Genomic DNA, 22,023 nt, shown 5'->3' on the forward strand with positions numbered 1-22,023 from the left:
CAGCCCCGTGTCCGTTGGGACACGGGGCTGTTGCTTATCATTTATCGTTTGTCAAAGGCTTCCCGCCTCTGGGTGGATAGCCGGAACATCTCCTCCAGGCCTTCCCGGTCGTCCTCCACCAGCTTTTTGCGCATATCCAGCAGCGTGTTGGTGAACATGTCGATCTCGGAGATCAGGTTGTCCTTGTTCCACAGGAACAGTTCCGCCCACATCTTGTCGTTGATCCGGGCGATGCGGGTCAGGTCCCGGAAGGAATCGCCGGTGTAGCGGGCCAGTTCCGAGTTGTCCGAAGCGCACATCAGGCTCACGGCGATGGCGTGGCAGAGCTGGCTCACATAGCCGATCATGTGATCGTGCTCGGCGGGGGTTAGCTCGCTGATCCGCTTGAAGCCCAGCGTCTCGGCCAGGTCATGGCACCAGTCGATGCCGGCCTGGGTGTTGCGGGCGGTGGGGGTGATGATGAAGTTGGCGGGGGCAAAATCCACCTCGGCGCTGTGGGCAATGCCGCTGGTCTCCCGCCCGGCCATGGGATGGCTGGCGATGAACTCCACACCCTCGGGCAGCATCTCCTGGATGGGTTCCACCACGCCCCGCTTGACGCCCGAAACATCGGTGACCATCGTGCCGGGCTGCAGAAGATCCCCGTATTCCCGCACCCAGTCCAGCAGGACGGTGGGGTAGAGCCCGAAGATCACGCAGTCCGCCTTGATGACCAGGTCGGCAAAATCTTCGGTCTTGCCGGCACAGATATAGTCATGGCTCAGGGCGTAGTCCAGGGTGGACTGGCTGTGGGTGATGCCGGTCACACGGTAGCCTTTCTGGCTGAGCACCTGGGCGTATTTGCCGCCCAGCAGGCCCAGCCCCACGATCAGATAGGTTTTGCTTTTATCCAACATAGTATCACGACCAAACTTTAGTCAAATTCCACTTTGGCACCCAGGGCGCGCAGGGTGTCCCAGAAGGCGGGCCAGCTCTTGTTGACGGCCTCGGCGCCGCTGATGAGGGCGGGCAGCCCCGAACCGCAGGCAGCCACGGCCAGCGCCATGACGATGCGATGATCGTTGTGGCCCGAAAGAGGCGCGTTGGGGGCATGAAGGGCCACGCCGGTGATGTGCACCTCGTCGCCGTCCACCTCGATGCGGGCGCCCATCTTCTGCAGCTCGGTCTGCATGGCCTCGATGCGGTCGGACTCCTTCAGCCGCAGCCGTCCGGCGTTGTGAATGACCGTCTCGCCGCTGCAGAAACAGCCCAGCGTGAAGAGCACCGGCCCCAGGTCGGGGCAGTCCGCCAGGTCGATCTCGGTGGCGCGCAGCAGACTGCGGGAGAATTTGTACCCGCCTTCCACGGCTTTGAACTTGCCGCCGCACCGCTGCAGGATCTCCAGGATGACCTTGTCGCCCTGCTGGCTGGCGGGGTTGAGGCCCGTCACGGTGATGCCGCCGATCACGCAGCCCAGCACGGCCAGAAAGGCCGCCTGGCTGTAGTCACCCTCCACGGCAAAGTCGCTGGCGGTATATCGCTGGGGGGCGGGGATGCGGTAGAGCACGCTGCCGTTCTTCCGCGCCCGGGAAGCCACCTTGATGCCGAACTGCTGCATGGCCCCGATGGTCAGGTCCACGTAGGAACGGCTCTCGTAGGGGGCCAGCACCTCGATGGTGCTCTCGGATTCCATCAGCGGGGCGGCAAAGAGCAGGCCGCTGATGAACTGGCTGGACACATCCCCCGGCAGGGTGAAGCCGCCGGGGCGCAGCCGCCCGAAAATCGTGATGCCGTCGGGGGACTGCTCAAAGCGCAGCCCCTGCCGGTCAAACAGCATCTGGTAGACCGCCTGGGGCCGGTCGAACAGCCGCCCCCTGCCGGTGAAATGGATCTTCTGGGCGGTCAGGCTGAACAGCGGGATCATGAACCGCAGGGTGGAGCCGCTCTCGTTGCAGAAGACCGGACGAGTCACCGTCACAAAGCCGCTGGCGTTGCCCCGCCCCGTGATGGTCAGGGAATGGGGCTCCTCCTGGATCTTGGCGCCCAGCTGGGCCGCGGCGCCAAGGGTGGCCCGGATATCCTGGCTGTACTCGATGTTGATGATGTGGCTCACGCCGTCGGCCAGCGCCGCACAGAGCACCGCCCGGTGGGCAGCGCTCTTGCTGGGCGGCACAGTGGCTGCACCGCTCAGCCGGCTGACGTACAGACGGGCATCCACTTTCACATCTCCCGGCCGATGGCGGCGGCCACCTTGCGGCACATGGCGATGGTCTCGGCGAACTTGTCGGGTTTCAGGCACTGGGCACCGTCGCTCCAGGCGCACTGCGGATTGTCGTGCACCTCGATCTCCAGACCGTCGGCACCGGCCGCCACGGCGGCGATGGCCATGCTTTCCACATACTTGTAGTCACCGGTGGCATGGCTGGGGTCCACGATGATGGGCAGGTGGGTCTTCTCCTTCACCACCGGCACCGCAGACAGGTCCAGCGTGTTGCGGGTGGCGCGCTCGAAGGTGCGGATGCCCCGCTCGCAGAGGATGACGTTCTCGTTGCCGCCGGCCATGATGTACTCGGCGGACATGATCCATTCCTCGATGGTGTTGGCAAGGCCGCGCTTGAGCAGCACCGGCTTGTGCATCTTGCCGACGGCCTTCAGCAGCTGGAAGTTCTGCATGTTGCGCGCGCCGATCTGCACCACGTCCACGTACTCCTCGAACTCGTCGATGTGGGCCTCATCCATCAGCTCGCTGACGATGGGCAGACCGGTGACCTCCCGGGCCTTCACCAGGTCCAGGATGCCCTCGGTGCCCAGCCCCTGGAAGGAGTAGGGGCTGGTGCGGGGTTTGTAGGCGCCGCCGCGCAGGAAGTTGGCGCCGCCCTCCTTGACCAGCTTGGCCATCTTGATGGTGTGCTCCTCGCCTTCCACGCTGCAGGGGCCGGCCATCACGGCGATGGGGGCGTGGCCGCCGATCTTGATGCCGTTCACATCCACGACGGTATCCTCGGGGTGGAACAGGCGGTTGGCGCGCTTGTAGGGGGCCGAAACACGGGTCACATTCTCGACCCAGGGGTTGGCCAGCACGTCCTTCTCGGCGATCTTGGTGGTGTCGCCCACGAGGCCGAAGACGTTATAGTCGGTGCCGCGGATCAGCGTGACCGAAAGGCCCTGCTTCTCAAAATTCTCAATAATGCGGTCCAGTTCCGCCTGCGGCGTACCCTTTTTGGTGGAAATAATCATGAAGGAAACCTCTTTCTCACAAATTTAAACTACCTTACAGTGCAATGTCTGTTTCAAACAGCCGCACGGCGGCCTCCACGGTGTCGGCCAGCGCGCCGGAATTGTCCAGCACGGCGTGGGCGGCTGCCTGGTAGAGCGGTGTGCGCTCGGCCTGCAGCTGCTTGAGGGCCGCGCCGCCCTGGGACAGCGGACGGCCGCCGGTGGCCAGCTTGCCCAGGGGGCGCTGGACCCACAGCACGCATCCGTTCTGGCGCAGGGCGTGGACGTTGGCGTGGGTCTTGATGACGCCGCCGCCGCAGGCGATGACCTGCCCGGTGTGCTTGGCCACGTCGGCCAGGATGTCGGCCTCGTACCGGCGGAAGGCCTCCTCCCCCTCGTGGGCGAAGATGTCGGGGATATTGTTGCCGGTGCGGCGCTCGATCTCCTCGTCCAGATCCACGAAGGTCTTGTTCAGACGCTTGGCAAGGGCGGCGCCCACGGTGGATTTGCCGCAGCCCGGCATGCCGATCAGCGAAACGTTGGAGAGTTCCCGCTGCAGCCGGCGGCTGGCGGTGGGAATCACGCTGTCCACCGCAAAGAACCGCCCGGTAAAGTGCTGGGCGGCATACACTGCCTGGGCCACCAGCATCTCAAAGCCGCCCACCGCCTTGATGCCGTGCTCCTCGGCGCGCAGCAGCAGTTCGGTGCGGAAGGGATTGTAGACCACATCCAGCACCGCTTCCAGCTGGGGGAAGGCCGTGGGGTCCAGCATACACTGCCCCACGTTGGGGAACATGCCGCAGGGGGTGGTGTTGACGATGATCTGCACGTCCCGGCGGCGCATGGCCTCGTTGTAGGTCAGCGCACCGAATTTGCCGGTGCGGCTGGCCGACAGGATGGTTTTGGCGCCGCTGTCCCGGCAGACCGCCTCCACGGTGGAGTGGGTGCCGCCGGTGCCGAGGATCAGCACGGTTTTGTCGGCAAAATCCACGCCATGCACCTTGGCCAGATAGGAAAAGCCCAGGTAATCGGTGTTGTAGCCATAGAGCTTGCCATCCCGGTTGACGATGGTGTTGACGGCCCCGATGGCCTTGGCCTTGGGGTCCAGCACATCGCAGTAGGGGATGACCAGCTGTTTGTAGGGAATGGTCACATTGATGGCCGCAAAGGCGCGCTTCTCCATGAAGGCGCGGGCCTCCGCCTCGGTGGGCAGGGGAATCAGTTCGTACCGGTAGCCGGCCAGCTGTTCATGAATGATCTTGGAATAGCTGTGTCCCAGCTTGGCACCAATCAGACCATACAGTTTTTGTTCCACAGCGGTTCACATCCTTTCCTCAGAACTGTAGGTGGGCAGGCCGTGCTTCTGGGCCAGTGTGCCGTAGCGCACGGTAAACAGGTCCAGCAGCCCGAAGGCGGTCAGGGTATTCTGCACCACCGCCGCCCGGGGCACGATGCAGGGATCGTGGCGGCCCTTGATCTGCAAAAGGGCATCCTTTTGTGCCACATAGTCCACCGTGTGCTGCTCTTTATAGATGCTGGCGGTGGGCTTGATGACGGTGCGGAAGACCAGCGGCATGCCGTTGGTGATGCCGCCGTTGATGCCACCGTTGCGGTTGGTGGTGGTGACGATCTTGCCGTCCCGCATGGTGAAGGGGTCGTTGGCCTCGCTGCCGCGCATACCGGCAAAGCGGAACCCGGCGCCGAACTCCAGCCCCTTGCAGGCGGGGATGGCAAACATCAGGTGGCCCAGCTCACTCTCCACGCTGTCAAACCAGGGCTCGCCGATGCCGGCGGGCAGCCCGGTGACGATGGTCTCCAGGATGCCGCCCACGCTGTCCCGGTCACTGCCGGCGGCGCGGATGGCGTCCTGCATGGCGGCTTCCCTGGAGGGATCCAGCAGCGCAAAATGGCCCGGCTCCGGCTCGGGCATGACCAGCCCGGCGGCGCTGGAAAGGGGGGCATCCTCGATGCCCGCGCAGGCCGCAATGTGGGTGTACACCCGGATGCCGAGACTTTTCAGCACGCTCTCACACAGGGCACCGGCCGCCACCGAAGCGGCGGTGAGCCGTCCGGAAAAATGTCCGCCGCCCCGGGCATCCTGGAAGCCCTCGTACTTGGCGTAGGCCGTATAATCGGCGTGACCGGGGCGCAGCAGATCGGCCGTTTTGGCATAGTCACCGCTGCGGGTGTTGAGGTTGCGGATCATCAGCGCGATGGGGGTGCCGGTGGTATGGCCTTCATAAACGCCGGACAGAAATTCCACGGCGTCGGCCTCGGTGCGGGCGGTGGAAAGGCCGTCGCCGCGGGCACGACGGCGGTCCATGGCGGCGGCGATGGCAGCCACATCCACCGGCAGACCGGCGGCCAGACCGTCCAGCACCGCGCCCACGGCGGGGCCGTGGCTCTCGCCGAATATGGTCAGACTGATCGCGTTGCCAAAGGTGTTTTTCATCAGACAGAGTCCTTTCCGGGAAAAAACTGGTCCGCCGCCGGAGCAGCGGACGGGAAAAACTTATTCCAGGCCCAGCAGGCGGGGCAGTTCGGAGGTGGAGATGGTGTCGGCCCGCCAGCAGCCCAGGCCGGGGCACTTGATGACCGTGATGTGGTCGCCCCGGGTCTTCTTGTCGTGCTGCATATACTCCAGCACCTTCGCCTTGTTGGCGCCGGTGCGGGTGGGCAGCCCCAGCGTGCGGTAGATGGCCCGCACCCGTTTTACCAGGGCCGGGTCCTCGATCATGGGCAGCATGCCCAGCGCCACGCACTCGCCGTGGTACAGCCCGGTGGTGCGGCGGCCGCGGATGCCCCGCACCGCCTCGATGCCGTGGCCGATGGTGTGGCCGAAGTTGAGGCAGGCGCGCACGCTACCTTCCCGCTCGTCCTGCTCCACGATCTTCTTCTTGAATTTCAGGCTGCGGTAGACGATCTGCTCGATCTGTTCCTCGGGATGCTCGGTCTCAAACAGGGCGAACAGCTGGGCGTCGCCGATGAGGCCGGTCTTGAGGGCTTCCGCCAGACCGTTGACCACATGGCGGCGGGGCAGGGTGGCCAGTGTATCGAAGTCCACCAGCACCACCTTGGGCTGCCAGAAGGCGCCGACGATGTTCTTGGTCTCCCCCAGGTCGATGGCGGTCTTGCCGCCGATGGAGGAATCCACCTGGGCCAGCACGGTGGTGGGGCAGTTCACGAAGTCGATGCCGCGCATATAGCTGGCTGCGCAGAAACCGCCCAGATCCCCCACAACACCGCCGCCCACGGCCACCAGCAGGTCCTTGCGGTCCATATCGAAATCCAGCATGGCCTGCAGGACCTGGCCGAAGACCTTCAGGCACTTGCTGCCTTCGCCCTGGGGAATGGTGTAGATGGTGGAATGGGGGCACTGGGCGGCGATGGTCTCGGCATACTGCCGGGGCACGCCGGAATCGGTCAGTACAAACACCTTGCGGTTCTGCACGTTGGTGAACTGGTGCAGGTTGGCAAGGCAGCCCCCCTTCAGGATGATGTCATAGCTGCGGCTTTTCAGTTGCATCGTCAGTTTCATGCTTCGCACGTCCTTTTGTCATCGATTGTTTTCCGCCGTATCCAGCGTAAAGGCGCCCACAAGCCGCAGCGTGCTGCAGTCGGTGCGCAGAATGTCCAGCAGCGCCTCGCAGTCGGCGCGGGTGCTGCCGGCGGGGCAGACCAGCTGAACGTAGAAATAGTATTGGAAGGGCACATGGGGCAGCGGGCGGCTCTTGATGCACTCCATATTGAAGCTGCGGGCGCCGATCTGGTCCAGTACCGCCGCCAGCCGGCCCGGTTTGTGCCGGGCGGTGAAGAGCAGCGCCAGCCGCTGGCCCTCCCCGGTCATAACGGGCGGCTGCTCGGCGCGCTCGATCACGATGAACCGGGTGGTGTTGTCGCCGTCGGCGTTGACGCCCGCCGCCAGGATCTGCAGCCCGTACAAATCGGCCGTCTCGGCACTGGCGATGGCTGCCACCGACGGGTCTTTGAGCTCGGCAATGTGCTTCGCGGCGTCGGCGGTGTTGCTCCAGGGCTGGGTGGTCAGGCCGTGCTGCTGCAGGAAGACGCTGCTCTGGGCCAGGGCCTGGGGATGGCTGATGACGGTGCGGACCCCAGCCAGGGTTGCCCCCGGCACACCCAGCAGATCCTGACGGATGGGCAGGTCGCACATCCGGGCCACGATCAGCCCGGGATGGGTGTAGAGCAGGTCCAGCACGGTGGAAACATCCCCGGCATTGGAATTCTCAAAGGGCAGCACGCCGAACTCGGCGTCGCCATTCTGCACGGCGTCAAAGACTTCCGCCCAGGTGGCAAAGGAGAGTGTACGGGAAAAAGGAAACAGCCGCCGCAGGGCGATGTGACTCCAGGCCCCCTGCACGCCCTGGTAAGCGGCGGTGTCCCGGCCCAGCATGGCGCGCTGGTAAGCGCGGGAGACGGCCATCGCTTCCTGCAAAAACGTGCGGTAGTAGGGGCGCAGGGTTTCATCCTGCAGACGGGCTGTGTTTTTATCCAGGACGGCCGCCTCGCGGACGGCATCGAAAATCGGCTTGCCGGTCTGGGCCTTGTAGCGTGCCACGTCGGCCACCGCCCGCATCCGCCGCTCGAAGAGGGAGGCCATCTCGGCGTCCACGGCGTCAATTTCGGTGCGCGCTTGCTGTAACAGGTCCATGGGAAACGGCTCCTTTGCTCATGAAATGGTGAATATACACAGTCAGTATACCATAAAGAAAAAGCCACCACAAGAGTGGCGGCAAGAAAAATGATACCCGATCAGCCGTGCAGGGCGCTGCGCAGCGCAGCCAGCAGTTCGGCCTGGTATTCAGGGCTGAAGGTGCCGTGAAGCAGTTTGGGCAGCGCTTCCTCCTGCAGACGGCGCCAGCTCTCGGCCTCGCGCCCCGGCAGGATCGGCACAAAGGAAACCCCGTTGGCTGCGGCGGCCTGGGCATCGCCCATGGCGTCGCCCACCATCATGACCTTGCGGCTCTCATACCCGCAGGCCAGCATGGTGGCAATGGAATTGGCCTTGCTGCCCACCTCCTGGCCGAAGATGATGTCGGCATGCTGGGCCAGGCCGTAGCGCTTCCACTCGCTGGCGATGGCGCTCTCGTTGGCGGCGCTCACCACCGCCAGATCGGCCACGGTGTGCAGCTGGCGCAGACTCTCCTGCACGCCGGGGAAGGGCTCAAAGGTGGGTTCCAGTGCCTGGATGCGCCGGTTGCAGGCGTTGCTCCACTCCAGCAGCTTGCGCAGCGTCAGGCTGCCGGTCTTCTTGATCTCCAGCTGCAGGCTGGCGGTGGAAAGTTCGGTGGCGGTATTGACCCAGGTGGCGATATCCTCGCTGCCGGGAATCTCGATGCCCCGGTTTTTCAGCCGGTCAAAGACCAGCACCACGCTCTCGAACCGGGAGATACCCCGCGTCAGTGTGTGGAGGTTGATCTCCTCCCAGGCGGCGGAGACAAAGTCGGCATAGTCCTCCAGTGCAAACACCCGGATGAGCTCGGGACACATGACCGTCGTATGTTTGATCTGTACGGTGTTCATCACACAGCCGTCAGAATCCATACAAACCAAAAATTCACGTCTTTTGGTAAAATCCGTCAATGCGTTCGCCATGATGCCAACCCCCCAATACCTTCCCGGAACGTAGTTGATTCATACCTATCATAACAAAGCGCCCGGTGCTTGGCAATGGTTTTTTTGAAAATAATTCGGCTTTTGTACAAAAATACAAATTCAGGAATCGGCCTCTTCGCTGAGGGCCTGCCCGATGGGCTGGTTCAGCACCAGCGTTGCCATGCTGTCGGCGGGGGTGGGCTGCTTGTTGATGACCACGAGATCGTTGCCCCGGAAATACCGCGGCAGACCGGCCGCCGGGTAGACCGCCAGGCTGGTGCCGCCCACGATCAGGGTATCGGCGGCCGCGATGGCGTGCACGGCGTTTTCCAGCGTCTGCTCATCCAGACCTTCCTCGTAGAGCACCACGTCGGGCTTGACGATGCCGCCGCACTCGGTGCAGCGGGGAATGCCGTCGCCCTTGCCGGCGGCTTCCTCAATGAAGGAAACGGGGTAGAATTTGCCGCAGCGGGTGCAGTAGTTGCGCAGGGTGGAGCCGTGCAGCTCGTAGACGGTACGGCTGCCGGCGGCCTGATGCAGTCCGTCGATGTTCTGGGTCACCACGGCCTTGCAGATGCCCTGCCGTTCCAGCTTGGCCAGCCGCAGATGGGCGGCGTTGGGCCTGGCGCCGTGGACAATGAGTTTGCTGCGGTAGAAATCAAAGAATTCCGCGGTATGGCTCTCGTAGAAGCTGTGGGAGAGCATGACCTCGGGCGGGTAGCGGAATTTCTGGTGATAGAGCCCGTCCACCGAACGGAAATCCGGGATACCGCTCTCGGTGGAAACGCCCGCCCCGCCGAAAAATACCAGATTTTTGGATTTTGCCAGAATCGCTTCCAAAGCCGGAACCATACAAACTTCCCCTTTCGTTTTGGCCGCAGATGGATTATAATGGAAAAAACGCAGCCTGTGCTTTCATTATAATACAAAACAAGGGGGATGCAAGATGCAGGATATCACACGCAGCGTGGTGCGGGGGCTGCTGCCCCGGCGGGACGCCGACACCAACAAGGGCAGTTTCGGCAGTGTGCTGGCAGTGGCCGGCAGCATGGCCTACCGCGGCGCCGCGGCGCTCTGTGTGGAGGGCGCGCTGCGGGGCGGCGCGGGGCTGGTCTATCTGGCCGCCATCGAGCCGGTGCTGCAGCTGGTTTTGCCCCGCACGCCGGAGTGTTGCCCCTGCGGATGCCGCACCGACAACACCGGCGGCATCCGCGCCCAGGATACCGCCGCGCTGCGGGCCTGGTTTGCCGACAAGAACACCGTGCTGCTGGCGGGCCCGGGGCTGGGAGAAAACGCCGGGGCCATCTGCGGCGGCCTGCTGGGCAAAAAGGCGCCCTGGGCGGCGGCCGTGCTGGATGCCGATGCCCTCAACGCCCTGGCGGCGGGCACTTTGCGCGGCCCGCTGCCCGAACATACGATCCTGACGCCCCATCCCGGCGAGGCGGCCCGCCTGCTGGACACCACGGTGGGGGAGATCCAGGCCGACCGGGAACAGGCGGTGCGGCAGCTGGCCGACGAATACCACTGTGTGGCGGTGCTCAAGGGCAGCGGCACACTGATCACGGCGCCCGGGGAGCCGGTGTGGCGCAACACCACCGGCAACGCCGGGCTGGCGAAGGGCGGCAGCGGGGATATCCTGGCCGGTATGATGGCCGGGATCCTCTCGGCGGGCTGGCGGCAGGGCCATACCGCGCTGGAGGTCGCTCTGACGGCAGTATGGCTCCACGGCGCGGCGGCGGACCACTGTGCCGCACGGCGCAGTAAAACTGCCATGCTGCCCCAGGATCTCTTTGAGGATCTGGGTGCGGTGCTCACCGAGCTGGAGTGCTGAACCGCAGCGGAAAGTATACAGGGGAGAGGAAGTTGTACATACTATGTCCATTGAAAAGGTAAAAGCCTATTTTGCACAGTTCGGCATGGAGGGCCGGGTTCTGGAATTCCCGGTCTCCAGCGCCACGGTAGAACTGGCGGCCCAGGCGCTGCACTGCGAGCCCTGCCGCATCGCCAAGACGCTGTCTTTCGCGGTGGGGGATACCCCGGTGCTCATCGTGGCGGCGGGGGATGCCCGCATCGATAATCATAAGTACAAGGCCCGGTTCGCCACCAAGGCCAAGATGCTCACCCCGGAGGAGGCGGCCCGGCGCATCGGCCATGCGGTGGGCGGTGTCTGTCCCTTTGCGGTGCAGCCCGGCGTGGAGGTCTATCTGGATGTCTCACTCAAGCGGTTCGATACGGTCTTCCCGGCCTGCGGCAGCAGCAACAGCGCCATTGAACTGACCATCCCCGAACTGGAACAGTATTCAGGCTATAAGGACTGGGTGGATGTCTGCAAGGACTGGCAGGCAGAATAATCAAAGGGAAAATAAAAACAAACGCCCGCCCCGGCGGCGCGGAAAGGAGAACGTTATGACCTATCAGGAAGTGGTGGAAAAAGTACGGACCATGTTCGGCAGCGCGGATGTGAGCAATATCCGGGAACATCTGGCCTTTCAGTTCAACATCACGGGGGAGGGCGCCGGTGCCTTCTACGTGGAAGTACGGGACGGAAAGATGTTCATTGAACCCTACGAATACCACGACTGCGACGCGGCCTTTACCTGTTCCGCCGACCTGCTCTTCAAGCTGGCGGCGGGCAAGGCGGACCCGGTGGCTTCTGTGCTCATGGGCAAGCTGAAGGTGGAAGGCAGCATCGACAAAGCCATGCAGATCAAGACCTTCCTGGCGGCGCACCGGGGCTGATGCCCGCCGCTGCCGGAAAAACGATGACCACGGTTCTGTGGGGTGCTGCGGCTGCGGTCTGGTTCGGGATGATGACCTGGCTCTCCCATCAGCCGGGCCCCGGGACCAGCCGCACCAGCCGGGAACTGGCGGAGGAATTGCACAGCCTGCTGCCCGGCATTAAGACGGAATCCCTCAACAGGCTGCTGCGCAAGACAGCACACCCGGTGCTCTTTGCCGGGCTGGCGGTGCTGGTCGGTCTGGCGCTGCAATCGGCAAGCTGCGGGGCAGGACTGCTCCCGGCGGGCATGGTACAGCTTCTCTGGTGCTGGGGCGATGAGGCCACCAAGCGGATGGTGCCGGGGCGGCACTTCTCCTGGCTGGATGTGGGCCTCAATGCCCTGGGCACCCTGCTGGGCAGCGGTGCGGTGCTGCTGTTGGGATAACAGTATAAAAAGAAAGGCGGAGCGGACTCTCCCGGTTCAGGAGAATCCGCTCCGCTGTATTTTTTAGAAAAAGTCAGTGCCGCCAGGGCTCTTTTCCCTCGTTCTCCACCGTGATATGGCAGAGCTTCATGGCCTGGAGGGCGGTGTCGTGGGACTGGGGCGATACACAGGCGCAGCAGGCGGCGTCCACCGAGAGTTCCGCCTCGGGCAGGGCCGCTTTGAGCAGGATGGCGTTGGACAGCACACAGATGCCGGTGCAAAGGCCTACCAGTTCGATCTCCACCAGCTCGTTTTCCCGGGCCAGGGGGCGCAGCCGTTCGGCCAGTTCCATGGAACCGAAGGTGGGCTTGTCAAAGATGTGATCGGCAGGCACCGCCGTCAGGGCCTGGGCAATTCGGGGGTTGAGGGAATGGCCGGGCGTGCCCTCAACACAGTGCACCACCGGCAGATGCCGTCCCTCGCAGCTGTTGAGATAGTCGGGGGTGTGGGTGTCCCGGGTGACATAGACCGATTCCGGCGGATAGGCGGCAATCTTGTCCACCACATTGTCCAGAATGGTCTGGGCCTCGGGGGTGCCCAGCGTCCCGTCAATAAAATCCTTCTGCATGTCCACAACGATCAGCAGTTTCATAGCGGCCTCCTTGCAGGTTACTTCTTGTGGTATTTGCGGTCCTCCTCCTCATAGACGGGATCGCAGGTCAGATACATGCCCAGTTTGTGCAGCGTGTCGCTGTCCACGCTGGACAGAATCACCGTGGAGTGGATATCGCAGCCCTTCAGCTGGGGCAGCTGGGCCAGCGCCGCGGCAGCGTCGGGATTGTCGGACGCCGAGCCGGACAGCGCGATCAGCAGTTCATCGGTATGCAGCCGGGGATTCTTGCTGCCCAGGTAGGTGGTTTTCAGCGTCTGGATGGGGGCGATGGCCCGGGCCGAAACCAGTTCTACCTTGTCGTCGATGCCGGCCAGATGTTTCAGGGCGTTGAGCAGTGCCGAGGAGGCCGCGCCCAGCAGGGAGCCGGTCTTGCCGGTGACGATGACTCCGTCCGGCAGTTCGATGGCCGCGGCGGGCAGGCCGCCGGTGGCTTCCGAGCGGGCATGGGCCTGGCGTTCCACCGCCCGGCTGCCCACCGTAAGGCCGGCCTGGTTGAGCAGCAGTTCCAGCTTGAACCGCTCCTCCTTGAGGGTGCCGCCCACCTTCTGATCGCACAGACATTTGAAATAGCGGCGCAGGATCTCCTTGCGGGAAGCCTCGCGGCAGACCTCGTCGTCCACGATGCAGTGCCCCGCCATGTTGACCCCCATATCGGTGGGGGAGCGGTAGGGGCTGGTGCCGGAGATCATCTCGAACATGGCGTGCAGCACCGGGAAAATCTCAATATCCCGGTTGTAGTTCACGGCGGTCTCCCCGTAGGCTTCCAGGTGGAAGGGATCGATCATGTTCACGTCGTTGAGATCGGCGGTGGCGGCCTCGTAGGCCAGGTTCACCGGGTGCTTCAGCGGCAGATTCCAGATGGGGAAGGTCTCGAACTTGGCATACCCGGCCTTGACGCCATGCTTGTGCTCGTGGTAGAGCTGGGACAGACAGACCGCCATCTTGCCGCTGCCCGGCCCCGGCGCCGTGATGACCACCAGAGGACGCCCGGTCTCGATGTAGTCGTTCCTGCCGTAGCCCTCGTCGCTGACGATGCGGGCCACGTCGTTGGGATAGCCGGGGATTTTGTAATGGCGGAAGGTGCGGATGCCCAGCCCGTGCAGCCGGTTCTCGAAGGCCTCCACCTCGGGGGCGGGGGTGTACATTGTTATACAGACGCTGCCCACCATCAGACCCGCCTCCTGGAAGGCGTCGTGCAGCCGCAGCACATCCATGTCATAGGGAATGCCGTAATCCCCCCGCAGTTTGCTGCTGATAATGTCCTCGGCACTGATGACGATCACGATCTCCGCCTGGTCTTTCAGCTGCAGCAGCATCTGCAGCTTGGAGTCGGGCTGAAATCCCGGCAGAACGCGGGAAGCATGGTAGTCGTCAAACAGTTTGCCGCCAAATTCCAGATACAGTTTGTTGTCGAACTGGGCGATCCGTTCCCGGATGCGGGCCGACTGCATGGCCAGATACCGCTCATTGTCAAAGCCTTTTTTCATAGTCACTCTTTTCTTTTCCTATACTCATGGGCGTAACCCTGTGTTCCGCCCTTCTTACACACGTTTCAGTATACCATACCCGGGATATGCGGTGCAATGCAGAAAAAAGAAAAGTCGCAAACCGGTCAAAACCAGTGTGGCCCCCACATGAATTCCCGGACGCCATTTCTGCCGGGAAAACGGATGGCAGTGCCTCCAACCACACGAAAAGATAGTGGTGATCCGCGATGCCGATCTTGCCGGGAAATCCGGCTGCCGGTCAGGTTGTCCCGGTGGATGCAAAGAACCCCGTCCGCCTGTGGTCCGGCCGTCCGCGAAAAGACTGACCGACCATATCCGGGCGGCCGGCGGCCAAAAGGCAGCCCTGGCATTTGCCGGAAAGAATGAGAAAAAAGTGAACAAAAATACAGTAAAGAGAACATCCATGACTATCCGATGGGGCGTTTGGGATGTATGATAGTGACAGGATCGACGTGTGGTGTGCAGATGCCGGGCCTGGCCGGCCGGTATCTGCCTGTTGCACGCTGACGGAGATCCGACGCAATATATCACAGTTTCTGCGACCCTTTTCGTTTGAAAAGGCTGGAAACATAAAAGGAGGAATTATCCATGAGCCTTTCCAAAGAGGAACTCCAGCGCATCAACGCCTACTGGCGTGCTGCCAACTACCTGGCAGCGGGACAGCTCTACCTGTTGGACAATCCTCTTCTGCGCCGTCCGCTCACCCGCGACGACGTGAAGAAGAAGATTGTCGGGCACTGGGGCACCGTACCCGGTCAGAACTTTGTCTACGTGCACCTGAACCGCATTATCAAGAAGTATGACCAGGACCTCATCCTGATCTCCGGTCCGGGCCACGGCGGCAACTTCTTTGTGGCCAACGCCTACCTGGACGGCACCTACAGCGAGGTCTACCCCAACATCAGCCGTGACGAGGAAGGCATGCGCCGTCTGTTCAAGCAGTTCAGCTTCCCGGGCGGCATCTCCAGCCACGTGGCCCCCGAGACCCCGGGCTCCATCAACGAGGGCGGCGAGTTGGGCTACTCCATCGCCCATGCCTTCGGCGCTGTCTTTGACAACCCCGACCTGATCGCCGCGGTCACGGTGGGCGACGGCGAGGCCGAGACCGGGCCTCTCGCCACCAGCTGGCAGTCCAACAAGTTCCTGAACCCCAAAGGCGACGGCGCTGTGCTGCCCATCCTGCACCTGAACGGCTACAAGATCTCCAACCCCACGATTTTCGGCCGTATGACCCACGAGGAGATCGAGCACTTCTTCCTGGGCTGCTCCTGGAAGCCCTACTTCGTGGAGGGCGACGACCCCATGACGATGCACGCCAAGATGGCCGAGACGCTGGACACCGTCATCGAGGAGATCCACGACATCCAGCGCCGCGCCCGCGCCGGCGAGGAGATGGGCCACATCCAGTGGCCGATGATCGTGCTGCGCACCCCCAAGGGCTGGACCGGCCCGAAGGTGGTGGACGGCAAGCCCATCGAGGGCACCTTCCGCGCCCATCAGGTTCCCATCGACATCACGGTGGGCACCCCCAACCAGGAAGAGCACCTGAAGCAGATCGAGGAATGGCTGCGCAGCTACCATCCCGAGGAGCTGTTCGACGAGAACGGCACCCTGATCCCCGAGCTGCAGGAACTGGCGCCCAAGGGCGACCGCCGCATCGCGGCCAACCCCCACGCCAACGGCGGCAAGCTGCTGCGTGACCTGCGCACCCCCGACTTCAAGGACTACGCCGTGGATCTGCCCGCCCCCGGCAGTGTGGAAAAGCAGGATATGATCGAACTGGGCGGTTACATCCGCGACCTGTTCCGCCTGAACGCCGACGCCAAGAACTTCCGCATCTTCGGACCTGACGAGACGATGTCCAACCGTCTGTACAAGTGCTTCGAAGCCACCAACCGTGACTGGAACTCCACCACGGTGCCCGGCGACGAGTTCCTGGCCAGCGACGGCCGCATCATGGACTCCATGCTGTCCGAGCATATGTGCGAGGGCTGGCTGGAAGGCTACCTGCTCACCGGCCGTCACGGCTTCTTCGCCTCCTACGAGAGCTTCATCCGCGTGGTGGACTCCATGGTGGCCCAGCATGCCAAGTGGCTCAAGGTCTGCAACCAGCTGCCCTGGCGCCAGAGCATTGCTTCGCTGAACCTGATCCTGTCCTCCAACGTCTGGCAGCAGGACCACAACGGCTTCACCCATCAGGATCCCGGCTTCCTGGATCACATCGCCAACAAGAAGGCGGACGTGGTTCGCCTGTATCTGCCGCCGGATGCCAACTGCCTGCTGTCCTGCTTCGATCACTGCATCCGTAGCCGTGACTATGTGAACGTGCTGGTCACCTCCAAGCATCCGCGTCCCCAGTGGCTGACCATGGAGCAGGCTGTGAAGCACTGCACCCAGGGCGTGGGCATCTGGGAGTGGGCTTCCAACGACGCCGGCCAGGAACCCGACGTGGTCATGGCCTGCTGCGGAGATACCCCCACGCTGGAGACGCTGGCCGCCGTCAGCATACTGCGCAAGGCGCTGCCCGAGCTGAAGATCCGTGTGGTCAACGTGGTTGACCTGATGAAACTGGAGCCTGCCACCAAGCATCCTCACGGCCTCACCGACGCCGACTATGATGCCCTGTTCACCAAGGACAAGCCCATCATCTTCGCGTTCCACGGCTATCCCACCCTGATCCACGAGCTGACCTACAACCGCACCAACCGCAACCTGAGCGTCCATGGCTATCAGGAGGAGGGCACCATCACCACGCCCTTCGATATGCGCGTGCAGAACGAGATCGACCGCTTCCATCTGGTTAAGGATGCGGTGCTGCATCTGCCTCAGCTGGGCAACCGCGGCGCCTACCTGGTCCAGGAGATGAACGACAAGCTGGTGGAGCACAAGAACTACATCCACGAAGTGGGCCAGGATCTGCCCGAGATCCTGGACTGGAAGTGGGAGTCCTGAGGAAGGCTGCAGAAATCAGCCTGTCAGGGAAGAACCGGGCCTGAAATCCTTCACCCGGCCCGCTTTCCTTCGTAAAGCATGATGCTGCCAATATAAACCGGGAGCCAATCTCTAAATGAGCTTGGCTCCCGGTTTTTCATTTTGGTGAAAAGGAACGCCTTTCCCGCGGCGACAACCGTTCCTCTCCGCCGCCTTACGGGTGTATGCAACAACTGCAACGTATGAGCGAAGAACAGGCGGGGCAGAGCGATGTGCAGAAACTGTGCAAAAATGTGCAGGCGCGGAGATTTGCCGACAAAAAAGAAAAAACCTCACGTTTTCACGTGAGGTTTTGGTGCGCCCGCAGGAACTCGAATCCTGGACCCTCTGATTAAAAGTCAGATGCTCTACCAACTGAGCTACGGGCACATATTGCTGCAGATTCTGTGAATTACAGCCTTAATAGTATACCAAGGCCGGACGGGTTTGTCAAGATGTTTTTCCCTGCAAATCCGCAAAAATCTGCGCACTTTTCCACAGCCGCCCTTGCCAAACCGATGGCGGCGCGGTATAATACATCTTTAGAATATAAACCGTAAAGGGGAATGGAAATATGGAAACTTTGGGCAACCTGCGCCGTACCCGTTACTGCGGGGAGGTCAGCCTGGCCGATGCCGGTCAGGAGATGACCGTCTGCGGCTCCATCGCCCGTGCCCGCGACAAGGGCGGCATTATCTTTGCCGACCTGCGCGATACCACCGGCATTCTGCAGCTGGTGTTCGACGAGGATACGCCGAAGGAGGTCTTCGCCAAGGCGGAGAGCCTCAAGAGCGAATATGTGGTGATCTGCCGCGGCAAGCTGCGGGAGCGCGCCTCCAAGACCGACAAGATCGCCACCGGCGACGTGGAGCTCTACGTCTCGGAGCTGCGGGTGCTCAGCGAAGCCCAGACCCCGCCCTTCGAGATCCGGGACGAGATCAACGTCAACGACGATCTGCGGCTGCGCTACCGGTATCTGGACCTGCGCCGTCCTTCCATGCATGAACCCATCGTGCTGCGCAGCAAGATCATGCAGATCATCCGCAGCTACTTCACCGACAATCATTTCACCGAGATCGAGACGCCCACCCTCATCAAGTCCACGCCGGAGGGCGCCCGTGACTATCTGGTGCCCAGCCGTGTGCAGCCGGGGCACTTTTATGCGCTGCCCCAGAGCCCCCAGCTCTACAAGCAGATCCTGATGCTGTCCGGCTTTGACCGCTATTTCCAGATCGCCCGCTGCTACCGCGACGAGGACCTGCGCGCCGACCGTCAGCCCGAGTTCACCCAGGTGGACGAGGAGATGTCCTTCGTCACCGAGGACGATATCATGACGGTGAACGAGGGCCTGCTCAAGCGGCTGTGGAAGGAGATGCTGGGCATCGACCTGGTGACGCCCTTCCAGCGGATGCCCTGGGACGAGGCCATGGGCCGCTTCGGTTCCGACAAGCCGGACACCCGCTTCGGCCTGGAGATCCAGGACGTGACTTCGGTGTTTGCCCACACCGAGTTCAAGCCCTTTGCCGCCGTCATTGAGGCGAAGGGCACCATCCGTGCCATCAATGCCAAGGGTCTGGCCGACAAGCTGAGCCGCAAGAACATCGACAAGCTGGGCGACGTGGCCAAGACCTACGGCGCCAAGGGACTGGCCTACAGCCGCCTGACCGCCGACGGCACCTCCTCCAGCTTTGAAAAGTTCCTCACCGAGGAGGAAAAGACTGCCCTGTATGCAGCTCTGGGCGCCGAGACCGGCGACGTGCTGCTGCTGGTCAGCGATGCCGACTGGGTCAAGGCCTGCACGGCCCTGGGCCAGGTGCGTCTGGACATTGCCCGCAAGCACGGCCTCATCGACAATGACAAGTTCAACTTCCTGTGGGTGGTGGACTTCCCGCTGTTCGAGTACAGCGAGCAGGAGGGCCGCTGGATGGCGATGCACCATCCCTTCACCATGCCCAAGGCCGAGGATATCGACAAGGTGGAGACCGATCCCGGTGCCTGCCATGCCGTTGCCTACGACATCGTGCTCAACGGCGTGGAACTGGGCGGCGGATCCATGCGTATCAATGATCCTGCCCTGCAGGACCGCATGTTCAAGGCCCTGGGCTTCACCGAGGAGAAGGCCCGCGCCAGCTTCGGCTTCCTGATGGATGCCTACAAGTTCGGTGCGCCGCCCCACGGCGGCATGGCCTATGGCCTGGACCGCATGGTCATGCTGATGCTCAAGAAGGACTCCATCCGCGATGTCATCGCCTTCCCCAAGGTGCAGAACGCCGGCGAGCCCATGAGCGGTGCCCCCGATGTGGTGGACGAGAAGCAGCTGGCCGATCTGTCCATTGCGCTGACCCTGCCCGAAAAAGAATAATATGAACAAAAGCCCTGTGCCATGCCGGCACAGGGCTTTTTACAATGACAAGGCCCCTGCCGTATGGCGGGGGCCTTGCTATGGTATCAGTATTTGGGTTTGGTGTCATCCGTCGGGGGAGCGGAAGGGGCCGGCGGTGTGCCGTAAGCGGCCGGACCGGAAGGGGGCGAAGCCGGTTTGGGAGGGCGGGGATGCCGGACGCGATGGCGGCGGGCCAGGGCGCGGACGACCAGCACCACGATCACCGCCAGAAGCAGCAGCGGCCACAGGTAGACCAGCGTCAGCACCAGCCCCTGCAGGAAGAGAACAAAGCCGCTCCAGCCGCCCCGGAACGCCTCGGCCAACCGGCCGGGGAAGGTGGTGGCGGTGGGGGTCAGGGTGGCGACCTCCCGCAGGGAGATGTCCACGGTGGAGTAGGTGACCTGCCCGCTCAGCGTGCGCATCTGCCGGGTGTAGCTTTCCAGCTGGTACTGCACGTCGGAGAGCTGGCTCTCGATCTCCAGCAGGTCGGCGGTGGTCTCCGCCTGGGCCGCCAGCTCGTTGAGCCGGTCGCGCTGGTTCTCCAGGGAATCCAGCCGCGCCTGCAGATCAATGTAGTCGCTGGTGACGTTCTCGGCGTTCTCCTCCAGGTTCAAAACGCTGCCGCTCTCCCCGGCCTGGGCCAGGAAGGCGCTGTAGTTATCCACCGGAACCCGCACGGTGTAGCTGGCGCGGCGGTCGCGGTCCTCGGCGCTGCCGCTGAGCTGGCTGTACTCCAGCCAGGCGCCGTTGGCATCCACCGCCGCCAGCAGGGTGTCCCGGGCAGCATCAAAATCGGTGGACTCCAGGGAAAGAGTGGCGCGGTAGATGATCTTCTGGGCCGTCTCATCGGTGGCGGTACCCTCGGGCAGCAGGGCACTCTCGGCACCGCCGGCCTCCTGGGCCATGGCGGCGTCGCTGCTCATCTCGTAGGTGGCGGCGGAACTGGTGGCGCTGCCGCCGCTGGAGCCGCAGCCGGCCAGCAGGAAGGCGGCCAGCAGAGCGGCCCCCAGGCGGGAAACTTTTCGTTTCATCGGTAAACCTCCTCTCGCAAGGGCATACAGCCCGTACCGTTTCTTCTGTGGTTTCAGTATACCATAAAAAGCGGGCGCAGAAAATGACAGCTTGCCAACAAAATGGCAACAAAAAAGGAACAGACTGAACACTTCAGCCTGTTCATTACAAAGCCGCGATTAGTCCGCTTTCTGTCCCAGCAGCTTGAGGTCGTCGTTGTCGGCAAAGGCGACGGCGGCGTAGCCGGCCGCTTCCAGCGCGCCGAACTGCTTGCCCAGCTTTTTGGCCTGGGGCAGTACTGTCACGTCGTAGTCGGCGCGCAGCGTCTGGGCCTTGGCCAGCACGTCGGCGAAGTCGGCGTCCTTGCAGTAGAGCAGCGCCAGCCGCGGTTTGGCGCCGGGAATCTGGTAGCCCTGCTCCAGCAGAATGCCGCAGACCCGCTCGAAGCCGATGGAAAAGCCCACCGCCGGCACCTGCTGGCCGATGAACTTGCCCACCATGTTGTCGTACCGGCCGCCGCCGGCCACCGCACCGCTGAACTGCGGGCAGGTGACTTCAAACACCATGCCGGTGTAGTAGCCCTGGCCGCGCACCAGGCTGGGGGCGTAGGCAATGCCATACCGCCCGCCGGCAATCTTCTCGCTGGTGGCGATGACATACCGCAGATCGGCGGTGAGGGCCTCGTCGTCCACCTTGGCGGCCACGGTGTCCAGGCTGAAGTCACCGACGCGCAGGAACTCGTCCAGCGCCGCCACGGCCTCGGGAGTAAAGCCCTTCTCGGTCAGCTCGTTCTTCACGCCGTCGGCGCCGATCTTGTCCAGCTTGTCGAAGCTGATGCAGACCGAATCCAGATCTTCGGCGGCAAAGCCCATCTTCTCCAGCATGGCCCGCAGGATGCGCCGGTCATTGATGTTGACGGTGAAGCCCGTGAAGCCGATGGTCAGCAGCGCCCGGGCGGTCACGTCGATGAGCTCCACTTCAGCGTTGGGGCTGGAATCCCCCAGAATGTCGATGTCGCACTGGACAAACTCCCGCAGGCGACCCTTCTGGGGACGCTCGGCGCGGTAGACGCGGTCGGTTTGGATGACCTTGAAGGGGGTGGGCAGCTCGTTGCGGTTGGCCGCATAGTAGCGGGAGAGCGGCAGCGTCAGGTCATAGCGCAGACCCATGTCGGACAGCTGCTTTTCGTCGCCGGTGGCCAGCGCCTTTTCCAGCTTGTCGCCGCGCTTGAGCACCTTGAAGATCAGGTTGAGGTTGTCGCCGCCGTCGCTCTTGTCCAGGTTCTCCATGTCCTCCAGGATGGGGGTGGAGATGCGCTGGAAACCGGCGGCGCGGTAGGTGGCCAGGATCTGGCCCTGGATATAGTCGCGAAGAGCCTGCTCACGGGGCAGCAGATCGCGCATGCCTTTTAACGGCTGGGTTTTCATCGGGAAGGACTCCTTACACTTTATAGAATGGTATCATGATAAACTTCCCGCCGCATTTTGTCAATGCAAACCGGCCATACTGAAAGGGCAGGGGAGGGAT

At 62.9% G+C, this 22,023-nt stretch carries 19 protein-coding genes and 1 tRNA gene; 6 read left to right on the forward strand and 14 right to left on the reverse strand.

The window, feature by feature from the left end; all coding sequences use genetic code 11:
* Nucleotides 1-41: 41 nt before the first annotated feature.
* The 9 genes from ABGT73_RS02715 to ABGT73_RS02755 form a co-directional block, all read right to left on the reverse strand.
* Nucleotides 42-896, reverse strand: coding sequence for a prephenate dehydrogenase (locus ABGT73_RS02715; RefSeq protein WP_346668304.1), 855 nt, complete (start codon nucleotides 894-896; stop codon nucleotides 42-44).
* A 17-nt stretch (nucleotides 897-913) separates the two neighbouring features.
* Nucleotides 914-2,197, reverse strand: coding sequence for a 3-phosphoshikimate 1-carboxyvinyltransferase (gene aroA, locus ABGT73_RS02720; RefSeq protein ID WP_346668305.1), 1,284 nt, complete (start codon nucleotides 2,195-2,197; stop codon nucleotides 914-916).
* Nucleotides 2,198-2,199: 2 nt separating this feature from the next.
* Nucleotides 2,200-3,216, reverse strand: a complete 1,017-nt coding sequence (gene aroF, locus ABGT73_RS02725) for a 3-deoxy-7-phosphoheptulonate synthase (RefSeq protein ID WP_346668306.1) — start codon at nucleotides 3,214-3,216, stop codon at nucleotides 2,200-2,202.
* A gap of 34 nt (nucleotides 3,217-3,250) precedes the next feature.
* Nucleotides 3,251-4,510: a shikimate kinase gene (locus ABGT73_RS02730; protein ID WP_346668307.1), complete on the reverse strand. Its 1,260-nt coding sequence runs from the start codon at nucleotides 4,508-4,510 to the stop codon at nucleotides 3,251-3,253.
* Between the two features lie 6 nt (nucleotides 4,511-4,516).
* The gene (aroC, locus tag ABGT73_RS02735) at nucleotides 4,517-5,647 is read right to left on the reverse strand and encodes a chorismate synthase (protein ID WP_346668308.1); all 1,131 of its coding nucleotides are present in this window, start codon (nucleotides 5,645-5,647) and stop codon (nucleotides 4,517-4,519) included.
* Nucleotides 5,648-5,707: 60 nt separating this feature from the next.
* The gene (aroB, locus tag ABGT73_RS02740; RefSeq protein ID WP_346668309.1) at nucleotides 5,708-6,733 is read right to left on the reverse strand and encodes a 3-dehydroquinate synthase; all 1,026 of its coding nucleotides are present in this window, start codon (nucleotides 6,731-6,733) and stop codon (nucleotides 5,708-5,710) included.
* An 18-nt stretch (nucleotides 6,734-6,751) separates the two neighbouring features.
* A complete protein-coding gene (locus ABGT73_RS02745; RefSeq protein ID WP_346668310.1) occupies nucleotides 6,752-7,864 on the reverse strand; it encodes a prephenate dehydratase domain-containing protein in 1,113 nt (370 codons plus the stop codon).
* A gap of 101 nt (nucleotides 7,865-7,965) precedes the next feature.
* Nucleotides 7,966-8,808: an HAD hydrolase-like protein gene (locus ABGT73_RS02750; RefSeq protein WP_346668311.1), complete on the reverse strand. Its 843-nt coding sequence runs from the start codon at nucleotides 8,806-8,808 to the stop codon at nucleotides 7,966-7,968.
* A gap of 120 nt (nucleotides 8,809-8,928) precedes the next feature.
* Nucleotides 8,929-9,660 carry an NAD-dependent protein deacylase gene (locus tag ABGT73_RS02755; RefSeq protein ID WP_346668312.1) on the reverse strand — a complete coding sequence of 244 codons (732 nt, stop codon included), beginning with the start codon at nucleotides 9,658-9,660 and terminating at the stop codon, nucleotides 8,929-8,931.
* Nucleotides 9,661-9,754: 94 nt separating this feature from the next.
* On the opposite strand from ABGT73_RS02755, the gene ABGT73_RS02760 reads away from it, so the two are divergent.
* From ABGT73_RS02760 to ABGT73_RS02775, 4 genes are read left to right on the forward strand one after another with little or no spacing between them, the layout of a single operon-like run.
* A complete protein-coding gene (locus tag ABGT73_RS02760) occupies nucleotides 9,755-10,639 on the forward strand; it encodes an NAD(P)H-hydrate dehydratase (protein WP_346668313.1) in 885 nt (294 codons plus the stop codon).
* Nucleotides 10,640-10,682: 43 nt separating this feature from the next.
* Complete coding sequence (locus ABGT73_RS02765) at nucleotides 10,683-11,159, forward strand: YbaK/EbsC family protein (protein WP_346668314.1); 477 nt, start codon at nucleotides 10,683-10,685, stop codon at nucleotides 11,157-11,159.
* A gap of 55 nt (nucleotides 11,160-11,214) precedes the next feature.
* Nucleotides 11,215-11,547, forward strand: a complete 333-nt coding sequence (locus ABGT73_RS02770) for an SCP2 sterol-binding domain-containing protein (protein ID WP_346668315.1) — start codon at nucleotides 11,215-11,217, stop codon at nucleotides 11,545-11,547.
* Nucleotides 11,548-11,570: 23 nt separating this feature from the next.
* The gene (locus ABGT73_RS02775; protein ID WP_346668316.1) at nucleotides 11,571-11,972 is read left to right on the forward strand and encodes a VanZ family protein; all 402 of its coding nucleotides are present in this window, start codon (nucleotides 11,571-11,573) and stop codon (nucleotides 11,970-11,972) included.
* Nucleotides 11,973-12,045: 73 nt separating this feature from the next.
* Here the strand turns inward: ABGT73_RS02775 and ABGT73_RS02780 are convergent, their stop codons facing one another.
* Entirely contained in the window at nucleotides 12,046-12,603 is a 558-nt protein-coding gene (locus ABGT73_RS02780) for an isochorismatase family cysteine hydrolase (RefSeq protein WP_346668317.1), read from the reverse strand.
* Nucleotides 12,604-12,620: 17 nt separating this feature from the next.
* Nucleotides 12,621-14,111 (reverse strand): DUF1846 domain-containing protein, encoded by a 1,491-nt coding sequence (locus ABGT73_RS02785; protein WP_346668318.1) that lies wholly within the window; start codon nucleotides 14,109-14,111, stop codon nucleotides 12,621-12,623.
* 609 nt (nucleotides 14,112-14,720) lie between these two features.
* On the opposite strand from ABGT73_RS02785, the gene ABGT73_RS02790 reads away from it, so the two are divergent.
* Complete coding sequence (locus ABGT73_RS02790) at nucleotides 14,721-17,084, forward strand: phosphoketolase family protein (RefSeq protein WP_346668319.1); 2,364 nt, start codon at nucleotides 14,721-14,723, stop codon at nucleotides 17,082-17,084.
* A gap of 332 nt (nucleotides 17,085-17,416) precedes the next feature.
* Here ABGT73_RS02790 and ABGT73_RS02795 read toward each other — a convergent pair.
* Nucleotides 17,417-17,492 (reverse strand) — tRNA-Lys (locus ABGT73_RS02795).
* Between the two features lie 184 nt (nucleotides 17,493-17,676).
* On the opposite strand from ABGT73_RS02795, the gene aspS reads away from it, so the two are divergent.
* The gene (aspS, locus tag ABGT73_RS02800; RefSeq protein WP_346668320.1) at nucleotides 17,677-19,464 is read left to right on the forward strand and encodes an aspartate--tRNA ligase; all 1,788 of its coding nucleotides are present in this window, start codon (nucleotides 17,677-17,679) and stop codon (nucleotides 19,462-19,464) included.
* Between the two features lie 86 nt (nucleotides 19,465-19,550).
* On the opposite strand, the gene ABGT73_RS02805 is transcribed toward aspS, so the two are convergent.
* Both ABGT73_RS02805 and hisS read right to left on the reverse strand, forming a co-directional pair.
* On the reverse strand, nucleotides 19,551-20,516 hold the full coding sequence (locus ABGT73_RS02805) for a DUF4349 domain-containing protein (RefSeq protein WP_346668321.1): 966 nt from the start codon (nucleotides 20,514-20,516) through the stop codon (nucleotides 19,551-19,553).
* Nucleotides 20,517-20,675: 159 nt separating this feature from the next.
* Entirely contained in the window at nucleotides 20,676-21,923 is a 1,248-nt protein-coding gene (hisS, locus tag ABGT73_RS02810; protein ID WP_346668322.1) for a histidine--tRNA ligase, read from the reverse strand.
* Nucleotides 21,924-22,023: the final 100 nt, after the last annotated feature.

It is taken from the genome of uncultured Subdoligranulum sp. (assembly GCF_963931595.1).
GTDB lineage: Bacteria > Bacillota > Clostridia > Oscillospirales > Ruminococcaceae > Gemmiger.

Coding starts and splice junctions, on each gene's coding strand:
- ABGT73_RS02715 (WP_346668304.1), bottom strand. CDS start 896: ATGTTGGATAAAAGCAAAACCTATCTGATCGTGGGGCTGGGCCTGCTG.
- aroF (WP_346668306.1), bottom strand. CDS start 3,216: ATGATTATTTCCACCAAAAAGGGTACGCCGCAGGCGGAACTGGACCGC.
- aroC (WP_346668308.1), bottom strand. CDS start 5,647: ATGAAAAACACCTTTGGCAACGCGATCAGTCTGACCATATTCGGCGAG.
- aroB (WP_346668309.1), bottom strand. CDS start 6,733: ATGAAACTGACGATGCAACTGAAAAGCCGCAGCTATGACATCATCCTG.
- ABGT73_RS02745 (WP_346668310.1), bottom strand. CDS start 7,864: ATGGACCTGTTACAGCAAGCGCGCACCGAAATTGACGCCGTGGACGCC.
- ABGT73_RS02750 (WP_346668311.1), bottom strand. CDS start 8,808: ATGGCGAACGCATTGACGGATTTTACCAAAAGACGTGAATTTTTGGTT.
- ABGT73_RS02755 (WP_346668312.1), bottom strand. CDS start 9,660: ATGGTTCCGGCTTTGGAAGCGATTCTGGCAAAATCCAAAAATCTGGTA.
- ABGT73_RS02760 (WP_346668313.1), top strand. CDS start 9,755: ATGCAGGATATCACACGCAGCGTGGTGCGGGGGCTGCTGCCCCGGCGG.
- ABGT73_RS02765 (WP_346668314.1), top strand. CDS start 10,683: ATGTCCATTGAAAAGGTAAAAGCCTATTTTGCACAGTTCGGCATGGAG.
- ABGT73_RS02770 (WP_346668315.1), top strand. CDS start 11,215: ATGACCTATCAGGAAGTGGTGGAAAAAGTACGGACCATGTTCGGCAGC.
- ABGT73_RS02775 (WP_346668316.1), top strand. CDS start 11,571: ATGACCACGGTTCTGTGGGGTGCTGCGGCTGCGGTCTGGTTCGGGATG.
- ABGT73_RS02780 (WP_346668317.1), bottom strand. CDS start 12,603: ATGAAACTGCTGATCGTTGTGGACATGCAGAAGGATTTTATTGACGGG.
- ABGT73_RS02785 (WP_346668318.1), bottom strand. CDS start 14,111: ATGAAAAAAGGCTTTGACAATGAGCGGTATCTGGCCATGCAGTCGGCC.
- ABGT73_RS02790 (WP_346668319.1), top strand. CDS start 14,721: ATGAGCCTTTCCAAAGAGGAACTCCAGCGCATCAACGCCTACTGGCGT.
- aspS (WP_346668320.1), top strand. CDS start 17,677: ATGGAAACTTTGGGCAACCTGCGCCGTACCCGTTACTGCGGGGAGGTC.
- ABGT73_RS02805 (WP_346668321.1), bottom strand. CDS start 20,516: ATGAAACGAAAAGTTTCCCGCCTGGGGGCCGCTCTGCTGGCCGCCTTC.
- hisS (WP_346668322.1), bottom strand. CDS start 21,923: ATGAAAACCCAGCCGTTAAAAGGCATGCGCGATCTGCTGCCCCGTGAG.